Source organism: Methylobacterium sp. WSM2598 (assembly GCF_000379105.1).
Classification (GTDB): Bacteria; Pseudomonadota; Alphaproteobacteria; order Rhizobiales; family Beijerinckiaceae; genus Methylobacterium.
The window spans coordinates 1,007,673-1,023,486 of record NZ_KB900609.1 but is presented as its reverse complement, the minus strand read 5'-3'; the positions used below and the strand labels follow the sequence as shown (position 1 = coordinate 1,023,486).

At 75.1% G+C, this 15,814-nt stretch carries 13 protein-coding genes; 6 read left to right on the top strand and 7 right to left on the bottom strand.

Features of this window, described 5'->3' with window-relative positions; all coding sequences use genetic code 11:
- Positions 1-63 precede the first annotated feature (63 nt).
- The 4 genes from MET2598_RS0104950 (at position 64) to MET2598_RS0104935 (ending at position 6,959) form a co-directional block, all read left to right on the top strand.
- Positions 64-2,118: a methyl-accepting chemotaxis protein gene (locus tag MET2598_RS0104950; protein ID WP_018260073.1), complete on the top strand. Its 2,055-nt coding sequence runs from the start codon at positions 64-66 to the stop codon at positions 2,116-2,118.
- A gap of 142 nt (positions 2,119-2,260) precedes the next feature.
- Complete coding sequence (locus MET2598_RS0104945; protein ID WP_036270256.1) at positions 2,261-2,563, top strand: HigA family addiction module antitoxin; 303 nt, start codon at positions 2,261-2,263, stop codon at positions 2,561-2,563.
- A gap of 123 nt (positions 2,564-2,686) precedes the next feature.
- Positions 2,687-3,793 carry a multidrug transporter gene (locus MET2598_RS0104940; RefSeq protein WP_018260071.1) on the top strand — a complete coding sequence of 369 codons (1,107 nt, stop codon included), beginning with the start codon at positions 2,687-2,689 and terminating at the stop codon, positions 3,791-3,793.
- A gap of 1 nt (position 3,794) precedes the next feature.
- Positions 3,795-6,959, top strand: coding sequence for an efflux RND transporter permease subunit (locus tag MET2598_RS0104935; RefSeq protein ID WP_018260070.1), 3,165 nt, complete (start codon positions 3,795-3,797; stop codon positions 6,957-6,959).
- Between the two features lie 3 nt (positions 6,960-6,962).
- On the opposite strand, the gene MET2598_RS0104930 is transcribed toward MET2598_RS0104935, so the two are convergent.
- The 7 genes from MET2598_RS0104930 to MET2598_RS0104900 all read right to left on the bottom strand — a co-directional run bounded on the left by MET2598_RS0104930 (position 6,963) and on the right by MET2598_RS0104900 (position 13,768).
- A complete protein-coding gene (locus MET2598_RS0104930) occupies positions 6,963-7,247 on the bottom strand; it encodes a hypothetical protein (RefSeq protein ID WP_012333489.1) in 285 nt (94 codons plus the stop codon).
- 20 nt (positions 7,248-7,267) lie between these two features.
- The gene (locus MET2598_RS0104925) at positions 7,268-7,756 is read right to left on the bottom strand and encodes a TspO/MBR family protein (RefSeq protein ID WP_018260069.1); all 489 of its coding nucleotides are present in this window, start codon (positions 7,754-7,756) and stop codon (positions 7,268-7,270) included.
- Positions 7,753-8,961: a geranylgeranyl diphosphate reductase gene (locus tag MET2598_RS0104920; protein ID WP_012333491.1), complete on the bottom strand. Its 1,209-nt coding sequence runs from the start codon at positions 8,959-8,961 to the stop codon at positions 7,753-7,755. Before MET2598_RS0104920 ends, MET2598_RS0104925 begins: the two co-directional genes overlap by 4 nt.
- Before the next feature lie 90 nt (positions 8,962-9,051).
- A complete protein-coding gene (locus tag MET2598_RS0104915) occupies positions 9,052-10,398 on the bottom strand; it encodes a BCD family MFS transporter (RefSeq protein ID WP_018260068.1) in 1,347 nt (448 codons plus the stop codon).
- On the bottom strand, positions 10,395-11,342 hold the full coding sequence (gene chlG, locus MET2598_RS0104910; RefSeq protein ID WP_012333493.1) for a chlorophyll synthase ChlG: 948 nt from the start codon (positions 11,340-11,342) through the stop codon (positions 10,395-10,397). The genes MET2598_RS0104915 and chlG overlap by 4 nt, the downstream gene beginning before the upstream one ends.
- A 69-nt stretch (positions 11,343-11,411) precedes the next feature.
- On the bottom strand, positions 11,412-12,821 hold the full coding sequence (ppsR, locus tag MET2598_RS0104905; protein WP_018260066.1) for a transcriptional regulator PpsR: 1,410 nt from the start codon (positions 12,819-12,821) through the stop codon (positions 11,412-11,414).
- Positions 12,822-12,901: 80 nt separating this feature from the next.
- Complete coding sequence (locus tag MET2598_RS0104900; protein WP_157182091.1) at positions 12,902-13,768, bottom strand: cobalamin B12-binding domain-containing protein; 867 nt, start codon at positions 13,766-13,768, stop codon at positions 12,902-12,904.
- A gap of 280 nt (positions 13,769-14,048) precedes the next feature.
- Between MET2598_RS0104900 and bchF the strand changes: the two genes are divergently transcribed.
- Complete coding sequence (gene bchF / locus MET2598_RS0104895) at positions 14,049-14,552, top strand: 2-vinyl bacteriochlorophyllide hydratase (protein WP_012333496.1); 504 nt, start codon at positions 14,049-14,051, stop codon at positions 14,550-14,552.
- A complete protein-coding gene (locus MET2598_RS0104890; RefSeq protein WP_018260064.1) occupies positions 14,549-15,811 on the top strand; it encodes a ferredoxin:protochlorophyllide reductase (ATP-dependent) subunit N in 1,263 nt (420 codons plus the stop codon). Before bchF ends, MET2598_RS0104890 begins: the two co-directional genes overlap by 4 nt.
- Positions 15,812-15,814 lie beyond the last annotated feature (3 nt).

The window sequence follows — 15,814 nt, the reverse complement described above, 5'->3', positions numbered from 1 at the left end:
CGTAAATTGTTAGACTGGTATTTACGCCTCGCGCGACAGTGTACGGGCCTCCGGAAGGGCCCCATGCCGATTCTGCACCACACCCGATCGCTCGCGGCGCGCATCGTCCTCGCGGCCCTGGCGCCGTGTCTCGTCCTCGCCGGCGCCGTGCTGCTGGCGGGGAGCGAGCGGGCGCGGCAGTGGGACGAGATGGGCCGGGTCGAGCGGCACGTCGACCTCGCGGCGGCGCTGAGCCGCTTCGTCCACGAGGCGCAGATCGAGCGCGGCGCGTCGAACCTGTTCCTCGGCGCGAAGGGCGGCCAGTTCCGGGCCGAGGTGGCGGCCCAGCGCGAGCGGACGGACGCCGCCCTCGCCGCCCTGGCGGAGATCCTCCCCGCCGAGGCGGCGGATCCCGGCGAGGGGCTCGCGCGCCGCGCCGCGGCGCTGCGCCGGGCGCCCGCGCTGCTGCGCGGCCACCGGTCCGCGGTCGACGCGCTGGCGGCGACGGCCAAGCAGAACCTCGCCCTCTACACGGGCCTGATCGACGAGGCGCTCGGCATGGTCGGGGAGCTGTCGCGCCGCGCCGCGCACCCGGCGATCGCGGCGCGGCTCCTCGCCTACGCGGCGCTGCTGGCGCTCAAGGAGGAGGCGGGGCGCGAGCGGGCCACCGCGGCGGCGATCTTCGCGGCGGGCAGCGCCGACCTCGCGGCGTTCGAGCGCCTCGCGGGGCTGGCGGCCAGCCAGGCCGGGCGGGAGGGCGCCTTCCGCCTCTGGGCGGAGCCGGACGCCGCGGAGGCGGTCGCGGCGGTCGAGGCCCAGGAGGCGTCCCGGGAGGTGGCGCGGCTGCGCCGCCTCGTCCTCGACGCGCCGCCGGGCTCCCCGCTCGCCTTCCGCGACGCGCCCGCGTGGTTCGGGCTGGCGACGCGCCGGATCGAGGGCCTGAAGGGGGTCGAGGACCGGCTGACGGCGGAGATGCGCGAGGCTGCGCGGGCGGTGCGGGCCGAGGCGGGCCGCGCGCTCGCGGCCTGGACCGGCGCGGGGCTCGGCGCGGTCGGCCTCTCGGTCCTGCTGGCGGCGGCGATCGCGCGCGCCATCGCCCGGCCGCTCGTCCTGGTGTCGCGGACCATCGCGGCGATCGGTCGGGGCGAGGAGGCTCCGGCCCTGCCGCTGGGCGGCCCGCGCGAGGTCCGCGCGCTCGCCGAGGCGGCCGAACGCCTCCGCGAGGGCGTGAGCGAGCGGCGCCGGATCCGCGCCGCGCAGGAGGAGGAGGGCCGCCGGCGGGCGCTCGCCCAGCGCGCCGCCATGCAGGCGGTGGCGGAGCGCTTCGAGGCCCGGGTCGGGCGCATCATCGCGGCGGTCGCCGACGCGGCGCGGGAGCTGCAGCGGGCGGCGGAGGGACTCGCCTGGAATGCGGCCGCGACGGCCGAGCGCTCCGCGACCGTGTCGGGCGCCGCCGGGGACGCCGCCGCGCACGTCGCGGCGGTCACCGCCGCCGCCGAGGCCCTCGCCGCCTCGGTCGGCGAGATCGGCCGCGAGGTGCGGGATTCCGCCGACCTCGCCCGGAGCGCGGTCGAGGAGGCGGCCCGCACCCGGGCGGTGGTGGGGGATCTCAGCGCCGCCGCGGGCCAGATCGGGGACGTGGCGGGGCTGATCGCGGCGATCGCGGCCCGGACCAACCTGCTGGCGCTGAACGCCGCCATCGAGGCGGCGCGGGCGGGCGAGGCCGGGCGCGGCTTCGCGGTCGTCGCCGCCGAGGTCAAGCACCTCGCCGCGCAGACCGCGCGCGCGACGGACGAGATCACCGGGCAGATCGGCCGGATCCAGGGCTCGACCGGGGCGGCGGTGGCGGCGATCGGCCGGATCTCCGGGGTGATCGGCCGGATCAGCCTCGGGTCCGAGGCGATCGCCGCGGAGGTGGCCGGGCAGGGCGAGGCGGCGCGCGAGATCGGCCACAACGTCGCGCGGGCCGCCCTCGGGACGGGCGCGGTCACCCGCACCATCGCGGGCGTCGCCGGGGCCGCGGAGGAGACCGGTGCCGCCTCGGCCCGCCTGCTCGCCTCCGCCACCGACCTGGCGAGCCAGGCCGAGACCCTGGGCGGGGAGGTCGCGCGCTTCCTCGATTCCGTGCGGGCGGCCTGATCCGGGATCGGCTTGATCGAAGCGGATCCCGGATCGCGAGCCTGCGCGGCGCCTGAGCGCTGCGCCTGAGCGAAGCCGACATCCGCATGGCCGAAATCGGAGATGGCGAAGCCATCAACCGGATGGCGCATGCAGACCACCCATCCATCCGGGCGAAATCCTGGCCGACGCGCTGGAAGAGATCGGCGTGACGCCGACCGAGCTGGCACGGCAGATCAAGGTGCCGCACAACCGCATCGGCCAGATCATCAACGGCAAGCGCGCCATCACGGGCGACACCGCGTTGCGCCTGGGCCACTGGTTCAGGACGAGCGCCGCGTTCTGGATCAACCTGCAGGCCGCCTACGATCTGCGCGTGGCCGAGCAGGAGGCCGGGGCCGAGATCGGCGCGCTGCCCGTCCGCCCGGAAGCCGAGCCGCAACCGGCGCAGCCGCGCATGCCGTAGCGCGGCCGAGGCTGATGACCCGCGAACGCGCCCGCGTTCGCGCGCGGCGGGTCACCATTTCCGCCAAGCCGCGGCCGTGCTAGGCCTCCCCGCAAAGCCGGTCGGACGGCGCATGCGGGGGGTATGCGGGCCCGGTCGGACGAGACCCTCCGCATCGTCCAGGCGCCCGCCGTGTCACGCTTCCGCCCGCGCCGTCTCCTCGGCACTCTCGGCACGCTCCTGGTGCTCGCCGCCGCCGCGGGAGCGGCCCTGTGGCTGCTTCCCGAGCGCCTGCGCGCGGCCGCCCCCGTCGGCAAGCCCCCGCCGCCCCGGGTCACCCGCGCGGTGATCGAGGAGGGGCGCAGCATCGTGAAGCTGAGCGCGGCCGAGCGCCGCCAGATCGGCGTCGAGACGGTGACGCTGCGCCTCGCCGAGCACCGCCAGGAGCGGCAGGCCTACGGCACGGTGGTCGATCTCGCCCGCGTCACCGACCTCACGAATGCCTACGCGGCCGCCCGCGCGCAGCTCCTCACCGCGCAGGCGAAGCTCGAAGTCTCGCGCAGCGCCTACCAGCGCGCGAAGGCGCTCGGCCCCTACGCCACCGCGGTCCAGCTCGAGACCGCCGAGGGCAGCTTCCGCATGGACGAGGCCTCCCTCGCCGCCGCCGAATCGCAGCTGCGCACCCTCGCCGCCACCGCCCAGCAGGAATGGGGCGCGGTGATCGGCCGGGCGATCGTCGAGCGGTCGCGCCTCGTGACGCAGCTGATCGAGCGCGAGCGCTTCCTGGTCCAGGTGACGCTGCCGCCGGGCGAGAGCGTCGGCGCCCCGCCCGCCACCGCCTACGCGGAGGTGCCGCCCCAGAGCGCCCGCGTGCCCCTCGCCTACGTCTCGCCCGCGACCCGCACCGACCAGCGCATCCAGGGCCTGAGCTACTTCTACACGGTCGCGGGCGACGGCGGCTTCCTGCCCGGGATGAGCTGCCTCGTCTTCGTGCCCTCGACCCGCGCGGTGGCGGGCATCGCCGTGCCGGAGGACGCGATCGTGCACTGGCAGGGCGGGGCGTGGTTCTATCGCGGGGTCGGCCCCGACGCCTTCGCCCGCCACCCCCTCGGCACGGACGCGCCGATGTCGGCCGACACCTTCGTGGTGGCGGGCCTGCCGGAGGAGACCGAGATCGTGCTGCGCGGCGCCCAGGCGCTCCTCTCGGAGGAGATGAAGAGCCAGATCCGCGTCTCGGGCGACGACGACTGAGATGGCCGCGCCGTCCTCCGGCCCGCAGGCCCTCCTGGTCGGCGCCGCGATCCGCTTCCGCGGCGTGGTGCTGGCCCTCGCCCTCGCGCTCCTCGCCTACGGGACGATCGCCCTCGGGGAAGCGCGCTACGACGTGTTTCCGGAATTCGCACCCCCCTCCGTGGTGGTGCAGACCGAGGCGCCGGGCCTGAGCGCCGAGCAGGTCGAGCAGCTGGTCACCCTGCCGGTCGAGGTCGTCGTCAACGGCCTGCCAGGGATCGAGAGCCTGCGCTCCGCCTCGATCCAGGGCCTCTCGGTCATCACGGTGGTGTTCCGGGCCGGGAGCGACGTCTTCCGCAACCGGCAGCTCGTCACCGAGCGCCTCGCCGCCGCCGCCTCCAAGCTGCCCCAGGGGGTGGGCCCGCCGACCATGACGGCGCTGACCTCGTCGAGCAGCACCGTGCTCCTCGCCGGGATCACCTCGGCGACGCGCACGGCCCTCGACCTGCGCACGGTGGCGGACTGGACCGTGCGGCTGCGGCTCCTCGCCGTACCGGGCATCGCGCAGGTCTCCCTCTACGGCGGCGACGTGCGCTCGCTGCAGGTCCAGGTCCGGCCCAAGGACCTGATCCGCTTCAATATCGGCCTCAACGACGTGCTCGCCGCCGCCCGCCGGGCCACCGGCGTGCGCGGGGCCGGCTTCGTCGACACGCCCAACCAGCGCATCACCCTGCAGACCGAGGGGCAATCCCTCACGCCCGAGCAGGTCGCCCGCACGGTGCTGGTCAACGAGGGCGGCGCGAGCGTGGTCCTCGGCGACGTCGCGACCGTGGTGGAGGCCCCCGAGCCGCCGATCAGCGCCGCCCTGGTCGACGGCGAGCCGGGCGTCCTGTTCATGATCGGCGCGCAGTACGGCGCCAACACGCTCGAGGTCACCCGCCGGGTCGAGGCGGCCCTGGCCGAATTGCGCCCGGGCCTGGAGCAGCAGGGCATCCGCCTCCACGCCGACCTCTTCCGGCCCGCCAACTTCATCGCGGTGGCGAACGGCAACGTCATCCAGGCGCTGGCCCTCGGCGGCGCCCTCGTGGTGGTGGTGCTGTACTTCTTCCTCAACGACTGGCGCACCTCGCTCATCTCCTGCGTGGCGATCCCGCTCTCGCTGCTCGCCGCGGCCCTGGCGCTGCAGGCCTTCGGGGAGACCCTCAACACCATGACGCTCGGCGGCCTCGCCATCGCGATCGGCGAGGTGGTGGACGACGCGGTGATCGGGGTCGAGAACGTGGTGCGGCGGCTGCGGCAGAACCGGCGCCTCGGCCTGCGCCGGCCCGAGGCGCGGGTCGTGCTCGACGCCATCCTGGAGGTGCGCACCTCCGTCGCCTACGCGACCTTCGCGGTGCTGCTCGTCTTCGTGCCGGTGCTGACCCTGACCGGGGTCGCGGGCCGGCTGTTCGGGCCGCTGGCGCTGGCCTACATCCTGGCGGTGCTCGCCTCCCTGGCGGTGGCGCTGACGCTCACTCCGGCGCTCGCCACGATGCTGCTCACCGGCCGCGAGAGCGCCCCCGCGCACGACCCGCCGGTGATGCGCTGGTGCCGGCGCGGCTACGAGCGGGTGCTGCGCGGGGTCGAGCGGGCGCCGCTCCTCGTCGGCGGGCTCACGGTCATCGCCACGCTGAGCGGGGCGGCCCTGCTCCCGACCTTCGGCAGCACCTTCCTGCCGGACCTCAAGGAGGGGCACTTCATCCTGCACATGGCGGCCGCGCCCGGCACCTCCCTGCAGGAATCGGTGCGGATGGGGCGCCACCTCACGGCGGCCCTGCGGGAGATCCCGGGCGTGCGGACGGTGGCCCAGCAGGTCGGCCGCGCCGAGGCCGGGCAGGACACGGCCGGCCCGCACTACAGCGAGGTGCATATCGACCTCGATCCGACCCTGGACGGCGAGGGCCAGGAGGCCGTCGAGGCGCGGATCCGGGCCCTGATGACCAGCTTCTCGGGGGCGGCCTTCTCGCTGAAGACCTTCCTGACCGAGCGGATCGAGGAGACGGTGTCGGGCTTCACGGCGCCGGTGGTGATCAACCTGTTCGGCCCGGACCTCGCGCGGCTGGAGATCGCGGCCCGCGACGTCGCCCGCGAGATCGGCGAGGTGAGGGGCGCGGCCGACATCCAGCAGGCGGCCCCGCCCGGCCTGCCGCAGGTCAACGTCTCGCTGCGCCCGGCCGACCTGCGCCACTGGGGCCTCGACGCGGTCGAGGTGCTCGAACTCGTGCGCACCGCCTATCAGGGCGACACGGTCGGGCAGAGCTACGAGGGCAACGCGATCTTCAACGTGATCGTGATCCTCGACGCCGCCGTGCGCGGGCGGCTCGCCGCCCTCGGCGAGCTGCCGCTGCGCACCCGCGGCGGCAGCTACGTGACGCTGCGCCAGGTCGCGGACATCTACGAGACGCCGGGGCGCTTCCAGGTGCTGCACCAGGGGGCGCTCAGGGTGCAGACCGTGACGGCGAACGTGGTCGGGCGCGACGTCGCCTCCTTCGTCGAGGCGGCCCGGCGCAAGGTCGCCCGCGAGGTCGAGCTGCCGCCCGGCACCTACGCGGCCTTCGCGGGCAGCGCCGAGGAGCAGGCACGCTCGCGGCGGGACCTCCTGGTCTCCTCGGCCTTCGCCGGTCTCGGCATCCTGCTGCTGCTCGGCGTGGTGACCGGGCATTGGCGCAACCTCGCGCTCGTCGTCGCCAACCTGCCCTTCGCGGTGGTCGGCGGCGTGCTCGCGGTGTTCCTGACCGGCCGGGTGCTGTCGCTCGGCTCGATGGTGGGCTTCGTGACCCTGTTCGGGATCTCCCTGCGCAACACCATCATGATGATCTCCCACTACGACCACCTGGTGGGCGTCGAGGGCCGGACCTGGAGCGTCGCGACGGCGATCGAGGGTGCCGGGGACCGGCTGGTGCCGATCCTGGCGACCTCGCTGGTCACCGGCCTCGGGCTGATGCCGCTGGCGCTCGGGGCCGGCGAGCCCGGCCGCGAGATCGAGGGGCCGATGGCGATCGTGATCCTGGGCGGCCTCGTGACCTCGACGGCGCTGAACCTCCTGGTCCTGCCGATGCTGGCGGTGCGGGTGGGCCGCTTCGTCGGGCCGGGCGCGGGATCGGACCCGCTGCGCGGGGCGCCGCACGCCTCCGAGGAGACGGCCTGATCGTCAGGCGCCCGCGTCGCCGCCCGGCTCCCGGAGCCGCCAGCGCAGGTCGAGCGCGTGGGCGATGCCCGCCCCCGCGAGCGCCAGGGCGATCCAGGTCCAGGCGGCGCCGACGAGCGCCGCCCGCAGGGCGAGCATCAGGCAGGCGCCCGAGGCGAGGTTGACGAGGAGACCGGGCAGGCCCGGCCGCCCGGCCCGCCGCCGCCACGCCGTCAGCGCCACCGCCTCGAGCGCGACGAGCGCCAGCACCAGGTCGACGATGCGGCCGCTCCCGAACAGGTCCGACACGCGCGCTCCCCCGCTCCGCCTCAGAACGGCCCGTTGAGGCGCACGATCGACCAGTTGAGGCAGGCCGCGACCCCGACCCAGAGCAGGTAGGGCAGCAGGAGCAGCACCCCGGTGCCGGAATGCCGGCCGACGACCAGCATCAGCACCGCGATGGAGAGCCAGAGCGCCGCCACCTCGGCGAGCGCCCAGTCGGGCCGGCGCAGGCGGAAGAACAGCCCGCTCCAGGCGACGTGGAGGGCACCGTTGCCCGCGAAGGCGACGAGGAGCCAAGTCCGCGCGGGGCCCGCCGGGGCGGCGTTCCAGGCCAGGACCCCGGCCGCGGCCGCGAGGCCGATGATCACGGTCCAGATCGGCCCGAAGGCCCAGTCGGGCGGCTTCCAGGCCGGCACGCGCAGGGCCGCGTACCAGGGATCGATGACCGTGAGCCACGCGCCCGCCGCGGCGAGCGCGATGCCCGCGAGGGCCGCCACGATCACCGGCGCCGCGGACCCGCCGAGCAGGCCGCTCACGGGGAGACCCAGCCGAACAGGTGCGCGAGGTCCTTGAAGAAGATCCGCGCGTGGGCGGCGGGCCGCGCCCGCACCAGCTCCTTGTTCATGTAGGAATCCCAGGTGAGCGACTGCACGTCCGGGTCGCGGCAGATGCTGACGAAGCGCTCCCGGAGCGCGTCGTTGCGGTACCAGACAGTCTGCATCAGGCGCAGGATCCAGAATACGCGGCCATGCGCCTTGAGGAAGCGGCGGCGGGCCTGGGCCAGGGCGCGGGCATCGCCGGTGGCGAGGCACTCGTGCACCGCCTCCGCGGCGAGCCTGCCGCCGAGCATCGCGTAGTAGATGCCCTCGCCCGAGGCCGGCGCGACGAGGCCGGCGGCGTCGCCGGTGAGCAGCACGTCGCGCCCGTTGTCGAAGCGGGGCAGGGGCTTGAGGGGCAGGGGGGCGCCCTCGCGGCGCAGCGTCTCGCCCGCGTCGAGCCCGGTCGCCTCGCGCAGGCGCCCGACCGCCTGGCGCAGCGAGAAGCCCTTGCGGGCGCTGCCGGTGCCGATGCTGAGCGTGTCGCCGTGCGGGAAGATCCAGGCGTAGAAGTCGGGCGAGAGGGCGCCCTGGTAGTAGACGTCGCAGCGCGCCGCCTCGAAGGCGCCGGAGGCCGGCGTGCGGACGACCTCGTGATAGGCGAAGACCTGCCGCATCCTGGCGTGGCCCGGGATCTCCTGGCGCCCGACCGCCGAGGCGGCCCCGTCCGCCCCGATCACCAGCCGGGTGCGCACCGCCTCCGCCTCGCCGTCGCGGCGACGCAGGTGCACGGTGACGAGCCCGTCCCCCTCCCGGGTGAGGCGCAGGAAGGTGCCGGTGCGGCGCTCGGCCCCGGCCAACGCCGCGCGGTTGCGCAGCCACTCGTCGAAGGGGGCGCGGTCGACCATGCCGACGAAGCCCTCGCCGACCGGCATGTCGACGGCCCGGTTGGCGGGCGAGACCATGCGGGCCGAGCGGATCCTCGCCACGAGCAGGTCGTCCGGGATGGCGAAGTCGCGGATCAGGCGCGGCGGGATCGCCCCGCCGCAGGGCTTGATGCGCCCCGCCTTGTCGAGGAGCAGGACCCGGCGGCCGAGCCGGGCGAGATCGGTCGCGGCGGTCGCCCCCGCCGGCCCGCCCCCCACCACCACCGCGTCGAGGACCGCGTTGCTCACGGGGGTGCTCATCATGGCCGTGCTCGTCATGGCCGTGCCTCCCTGGTTGCCGTTCTTCGTCGACGGGCCCTCGGCACCTCCTGCGGGCCCGAACGGGCCCGGAGAGGGGAGGTCGGATTCTCAGCCGTGCGAGGCCGCGAGGCCCGACAGGTCCGGCCGGGGCGCCTGCGCGGGTGCCCCGATCCGCCACGCGAGCCCCGCCGCGACCACGAACAGGGCCGCCTCGGCCGCGAAGACCGTCGCGTAGGCGGGCACGACCGCGCCGAGGGCGAGGCGGGCGACGTCGACGCTCGCGGCCCCGAGGAAGCCCCCGAGCCCGAACGCCACGCCCTGCGCGGCGCCCCAGACGCCCATGCGGGTGCCGTGGCGGCTCTCGCCGCCCGCGCCCGCGAGGCCCATCATCGACCCGATCGCCGAGACCGCGAAGACGCCGTTGAAGAAGCCGAGCAGCGCCACGCAGGTCCGCAGCAGCCCGCCCGGGCCGCCGAGAAGCGGCGCGTCGGGGCCGGCGCCGCAGGCCGCGATCGCCAGCAGCGCGGCGGCCGAGCCGAGGCAGCCGCCGGTGGTCCACAGCCGCAGCGAGGCGAGGCGCCCGCGCGCCCGCACGGTCACGAGGGCGACCAGGACCATCCCGGCGAGCACGCCGCCGTTCTGGATCCCGGCGAGCTTGGTGGTGGCGCCGGGCGTCATCGCGAAGACGAGGCCCGCGAAGGGCTCGAGGATCAATTCCTGGGCGGAGTAGGCGAGCATCGCCAGGAAGATGAAGATCGTGAAGCGCCGCGCCGCGGGCTCGGCCCAGACCTCGCCGAGCACCTGCCGGAAGGGCCGCCGCGCCGCCTCCCGGGCCGCCGCTCGCGGGCGCCGCGGCTCGACGCCCCAGAGTGCCGCGAGCGCCACCGCGAAGGCGATCGCCGACACGCCGCCCGAGACCGCGACGAGCCGCCCCGCGGAGAACGGGTCGAGCAGGTGCCCGGCGGTCGGGGCGGTGACGACGAAGCCGGCGATCATCATGATCCAGACGATGGTCGCGGCGGCGCCCCGGCGGCGGGGTGCCACGCCCGTCGAGAGCAGCACCAGCAGCGAGGTTCCGGCCGCCCCGACGCCGATGCCGACGGCCAGGAAGGACAGGATCGCCAGGGCGAAGCCGGCCGCCGGCGCGGTGGCGATCAGGACGGTGCCGGCCGCGGCGCCGACCCCGCCGAGCGCCAGCAGCGCCATGCCGCCGATGATCCAGGGCGTGCGGCGCCCGCCGAGGTCGGAGCCGTAGCCCCAGCGCGGCCGCAGCACCTGCACCGCGTAGTGCAGGGCGACGAGCGCGCCCGGCACCGCGGCCGGGAGCGCCAATTCCACCACCATCACCCGGTTGAGGGTCGAGGTCATCAGCACCACGATCGCCCCGAGGGCGGTCTGGACGAGGCCGAGGCGCAGGATCGTGCCCCAGCCGAAGGGGGCGGGGGCGGCGCTCACGCGGCCCCCCCGGCGCGCAGGGCGAAGGCGGCGACGAGCATGCCGAGCACGGAGAGCAGCGTGCCGGTGCCGTTGTACCACGCGGCCCGGCCGCGCGGATCGGCGAGGAGGCGGGGCATCAGGGCGCCCTGGCCGGCGAGGAGCAGCGCCACGAGGCCCGCGTGGAAGGGCCGGTCCCAGGCGAGCAGCAGGGCCACCACGGCGGCCTGCGGCAGGGCCATCACCGCGCAGGCCAGCCGGGCCGCCCGGGCGGTGCCGAGCTGGACCGGCAGGGAACGCAGGCCCGTGCGGCGATCCCCCTCGACGGACTTGAAGTCGTTGAGGGTCATGATGCCGTGGGCGCCCAGGCTGTAGAGCAGCGCCAGCAGGATCACCCGTCCGTCGGGCAGGGACCCCGTCATCGCGGCCGCCCCCGTGAACCAGGGCAGCCCCTCGTAGCAGAGCCCGCAGGCGGCGTTGCCCCACCAGCCGTTCCGCTTCAGTCGGACGGGCGGGGCGCTGTAGAGCCACGCCAGGGCGAGCCCGAACAGGCCGGCGCCGAGGATCCAGGGCCCGAGGGCGCCCGCCACCGCCAGGGAGAGCAGCGTCCAGGCCAGGGCGACGGCGAGCCCCCAGCGGCCGGGGATGCGGCCCGAGGGGATCGGCCGCTGCGGCTCGTTGATGGCGTCCACGTGCCGGTCGAACCAGTCGTTCACCGCCTGGCTGGTCGCGCAGACCAGGGGCCCGGCGAGCAGGAGGCCGGCGACGACCACCGGCCAGCGCCCCGCCGGCGCGACGCCCGAGGACACGACCCCGCAGGCGAAGGCCCACATCGGGGCGAACCAGGTGATCGGCTTCAGCAATTCGAGCAACGCGCCCGGCGCGGGGAGCGCGCGGGCTCCGCCACCGTCGCGACGGGCGGGCCGCCACTTCGTCCAGGGATGCGCGAGGGGCTTCGTCGTCATGCCGCGAGGGTGTGACGCGGCCGGGCAAGTGTCAAGTAAACTTTACACCCGCGCGGCGCGCGGCGGGGATCAGCCGGGCTCCTCCTCGGTGTCCTCGCTCCCGTCGAGGTCGCCGAGGCCGTAGCGGCGCAGCTTGGCGTAGAAGCCCTGGCGGCTGAGGCCCAGCATCTCCGCCGCCGAGGCGCGGTTGTCGTTCGTGATGCGCAGGGCCGCCTCGATGCAGAGGCGCTCGATCAGGTCGGTGGTCTCCCGCACCAGGGTCTTCATCGAGACGCGGCCGACGAGGTCGGTCATCTGCTCGACCGAGCGGGGCAGTTCGCGGCCGCCCGCCGCCGGGGCGACCCGGCGGGGCAGGCTGCGCAGGGTGAAGCCCAGGCAGGGGTGCTCGCCGCCCGGCACCGAGACCGCCGCGACCTCGACCTCCTCCACGGCCCCGAACTCGCCGCGCACGACGGTGGCGAAGTGGCGGACCGAGCCGTGCTCCACGAGCGTGCTGAACAGCGCGTTGATCTCGGTCCCCTCGCGGCCGAGCCAGCGGTCGAGGGGCTCGCCCTTGGCCTGGTGCTCGGTGGCGAGCTGCACGAGATCGAGGAAGGCGGCGTTGGCGCCGATGATGCGCCGGTCGCGGTCGGTGACGACGAAGCCCTCCGGCATCGCCTCGATCACCTCGAGGGCGCCCGAGCGCGAGGCCGCCGGCCCGGACGGCGCCGCGACCTGGGTGAGGCGCACCAGGATGTTGGTGCCGGTCTCCTGCCGGAAGAGGGCGGCGGAGACGCGGGCCTCGCCGCGGCGGTGGGCGAGCCGCGCGTGCAGGTCCTCGGCCTGGCCGGTGAGCCGCAGGCCCACCAGCAGCGACTGGACCGCGCGGGCGCTCTCGGGCTCGAACAGGTCGACCACGTCCTGGCCGACGATACGCTTGGCCGAGCGGCCGAGCAGGCGGGCCGCGGCCGGGTTGATCTCGGCGACGCGCCGCGTCCCCGCATCGACGATCAGCACCGATTCGCCCGCCAGCTGGAACAGCACGCGGTAGCGGGTCTCGGCCCCGCGCAGGCGGGCGTAGTCGCGCTCCAGGGCCTGCTGCGATTCGGCGAGGCGCTGCTGCAGGGCGGCGAGGGCCCGCAGGTCGCGGCCGATCGCGATGATGCGCCCGTCACCGGGGATGCGCAGGGCGGAGTAGCGGATCGGGACGTCGGCGCCGCCACTGCGCGACGGGTGGTTGACCTGCCGCCAGCGCGTCACCGTGCCGGGCCCGGCATCCTCCAGGAGGCTCGCGATCTTCGCGCGGCTCTCCGCCGTGACGGTGTCGATCCAGCGCCGGCCGAGCCAGCTCTCGCCCGCCTCCTCGGCAAGGCCGTCCGCGCCGAAGGTCGCGTCCCGGATCACGCCGTCCGGATCGACGATCAGCGACACGTCCGTCACCGCGGCGACGAGCGCACCCGTCGTCTGCGCGTCGAGGTGGGAGACGGCGTCTCGAAGCACCGCGAACGTTTCCTTCGCAGTAAGGCTCAAGGGCTTGTTCAAGGGTCACCACTGGACGCCGACCGCACTGAACACACCTTTCAGCAGGCTCTAACCCGTAGATCAAGCAGGCTCTGCGCGATCCCGGGCGCGTTGCGGGCATCTCCCACTGCGGCGTCCGCGCCCGCGTGGCGGACCCTGTCGGGCCGATCGTGGAAGGCGGGGCCGCCGACCAGGATCGAGACGCCGCGGTTGCGCGAGCCGCGCCGGATCACCGGGATGATCTCGGTGAGCGCGTCGAGATGCGCGTCGCAGGACAGGGACAGGCCGATCACGTCGAACCACTCGGCGCGCATGCGCGCCATCGGCTCCGTCAGCTGCCGGTCGACGCTCGAGGTGACGTCCCAGCCGGCCTCGCCGAAGAAGTGGGCCACCAGGGTCAGGCCGAACGTGTGCATCTCGCCCGGAGCCGGCATCAGCAGCACGCGGCGGCTCGCCGGATCGACGGGGTGCGGATCGAGAAAGAGCAATTCCAGGTCGTGGACGATGCGGCGCAGCCGCGCCATCGCGACCGTCACCTGCACGAAGTCGCACTCGTCCTCCTCCCACAGGCGGCCGATATGCCGCGCCGTGGGGGCGAGCAGCCCGAGCAGCAGGTCGTCGAGGCCGAGGCCCCCGTCGAGCAGCCCGCGGATCTCCGCCATCACGTCGGCGTCCTGCGGCGCCAGCATCAGCGCGCTGAACCGGACGACCTCCTCGGCGATCGGCGGGCGGCCGACCGCGCGCACCCTCGGGCGCTCGGACCGGTGGGCGAGCATCAGCCGCGGGATGATCTCGGCCTCGACCACGCGCGCGAGGTCGTCCCTCCACCTGGCCCCGCGCCCGAGACCGCCGGCCTCGCCACACGGGCTCTCCCGTGGCGGGACAAAACTGCCCGTCAGGTCGCCCGAATACCTCGGATCTCCCATCGGCACCTCCCCGATGCGCGTTCTGCCCGGATGTCCTTATACAGAGTCACGTTTTTTGCTTTGGGAGCCTCTCACGACAGGTCGAGAGAGCCGGGCTTTAGGGAAAATACCCGTCCTCGGCGTGGCCGCAAGTGACTTTCGCGGCCTAAGCCCTGAAATGTCACCCAGCACGACTGTCAACCTGTGTTGACACTCGCGCGGCCGTGGTCCTAGGCTGCCCCCATCGACGACCCGCCGCGAAGGCGGGCGGGCAGGGCAGGATCGAGGCAGGGCAGGCGCGATGGCGACGTCCAACAACCGTCCGGTTCTGTACAGCGAGGCCGAGCGGCGCCGCCGCGACGCCACGCCCTGGACCCTGGTGCAGGGCGTCCTGGCGCCGGTCCAGTTCGCGATCTTCCTGGTCAGCCTGGGGCTGGTCCTGCGCACCCTCGCCACCGGCGAGGGCGCGGCGCTCGCCAACGCCTCGGTGGTGACGAAGACGCTCGCGCTCTACGCCATCATGGTGACCGGCTCCCTCTGGGAGAAGGCGGTGTTCGGGCGCTACCTCTTCGCGCCGGCCTTCTTCTGGGAGGACGCGGTCAGCATGCTGGTGCTGGCCCTGCACACGGGCTACCTGGCGGCCCTCGCCACCGGGGCGCTCGCGGTCCCGGCCCTGATGGGGCTCGCGCTCGCGGCCTATGCCGCCTACCTCGTCAACGCCGCCCAGTTCCTCCTGAAGCTGCGCGCCGCCCGCGCCGGGGCGCCGGCGCGCCGCGCGCCCCGCCTGACGGAGGCGACGCCGTGACGGCCCTCGCGAGCCCCCCCGCCTGCGGCCCGGTGCTGCGCCAGGAGCGCGGCCAGCGCGCCGTGTTCTGCGGCCTCACCGGCATCGTCTGGCTGCACCGCCGCATCCAGGACGCCTTCTTCCTGGTCGTCGGCTCGCGCACCTGCGCGCACCTGATCCAGTCGGCGGCGGGCGTCATGATCTTCGCCGAGCCGCGCTTCGCGACGGCGATCATCGAGGAGCGCGACCTCGCGGGCCTCGCGGACGCCAACGAGGAGCTCGACCGGGTGGTGACCTGCCTGCTGGAGCGGCGGCCGGACATCCGGCTCCTGTTCCTGGTGGGCTCCTGCCCGTCCGAGGTGATCAAGCTCGACCTGTCGCGCGCCGCCGCGCGCCTCTCGGCCCGGGTCGCGCCCGCGGTGCGGGTGCTCAGCTACTCGGGCAGCGGGATCGAGACCACCTTCACGCAGGGCGAGGATGCCTGCCTCGCCGCCCTGGTGCCGGACCTGCCGCGGGACGAATCGGGCTCGCTCCTCGTCGTGGGCGCCCTCGCGGACGTGGTCGAGGACCAATTCGCGCGGCTCTTCGCGGAGCTCGGCCTCGGGCCGGTGCGCTTCCTGCCGGGGCGGCGGGCGGCGGACCTTGCGCCGGTCGGGCCGGGGACCCGCTACCTGCTGGCCCAGCCCTTCCTGGCCGACACGGCGCGCGCCCTCGACGCGCGCGGCGCGTCGCGGATTCCCGCCCCCTTCCCCCTCGGAGCGGAGGGGACGACGCTCTGGCTCGCGGCCGCCGCCCGCGCCTTCGGCGTGCCGGCCGGCCGCGTGGACGCGGTCACGGCGCCGGGCCGCGCCCGGGCGGCCCGCGCGCTCGCCGCCCATCGGGAGCGGCTCGCCGGGCGGCGGGTCTTCTTCTTCCCGGATTCGCAGCTCGAACTGCCCCTGGCGCGGTTCCTGGCGCGGGAGCTCGGGGCGGAGCTGATCGAGGTCGGCACGCCCTACCTCCACCGCGCCCACCTCGCCGAGGAGCTCGCCCTGCTGCCGGACGGGGTGGCGGTGACCGAGGGCCAGAGCCTCGACGACCAGCTCGACCGCTGCCGGGCGGCGCGGCCCGACCTCACGGTCTGCGGGCTCGGCCTCGCCAACCCGCTCGAGGCGGAGGGTCTCGCCACCAAGTGGTCGATCGAGCTCCTGTTCACGCCGATCCAGGGCTACGACCAGGCCGGCGACCTCGCCGGGCTCTTCGCCCGCCCCCTCGTGCGCCGCGCGCGGCTGGAGGTCTGAGGC

Excerpts from the sequence above, each read along its gene's own strand:
- MET2598_RS0104950 (WP_018260073.1), top strand. The coding sequence starts at position 64 with ATGCCGATTCTGCACCACACCCGATCGCTCGCGGCGCGCATCGTCCTC.
- MET2598_RS0104940 (WP_018260071.1), top strand. The coding sequence starts at position 2,687 with ATGCGGGCCCGGTCGGACGAGACCCTCCGCATCGTCCAGGCGCCCGCC.
- MET2598_RS0104935 (WP_018260070.1), top strand. The coding sequence starts at position 3,795 with ATGGCCGCGCCGTCCTCCGGCCCGCAGGCCCTCCTGGTCGGCGCCGCG.
- MET2598_RS0104920 (WP_012333491.1), bottom strand. The coding sequence starts at position 8,961 with ATGACGAGCACGGCCATGATGAGCACCCCCGTGAGCAACGCGGTCCTC.
- chlG (WP_012333493.1), bottom strand. The coding sequence starts at position 11,342 with ATGACGACGAAGCCCCTCGCGCATCCCTGGACGAAGTGGCGGCCCGCC.
- MET2598_RS0104900 (WP_157182091.1), bottom strand. The coding sequence starts at position 13,768 with ATGGGAGATCCGAGGTATTCGGGCGACCTGACGGGCAGTTTTGTCCCG.
- bchF (WP_012333496.1), top strand. The coding sequence starts at position 14,049 with ATGGCGACGTCCAACAACCGTCCGGTTCTGTACAGCGAGGCCGAGCGG.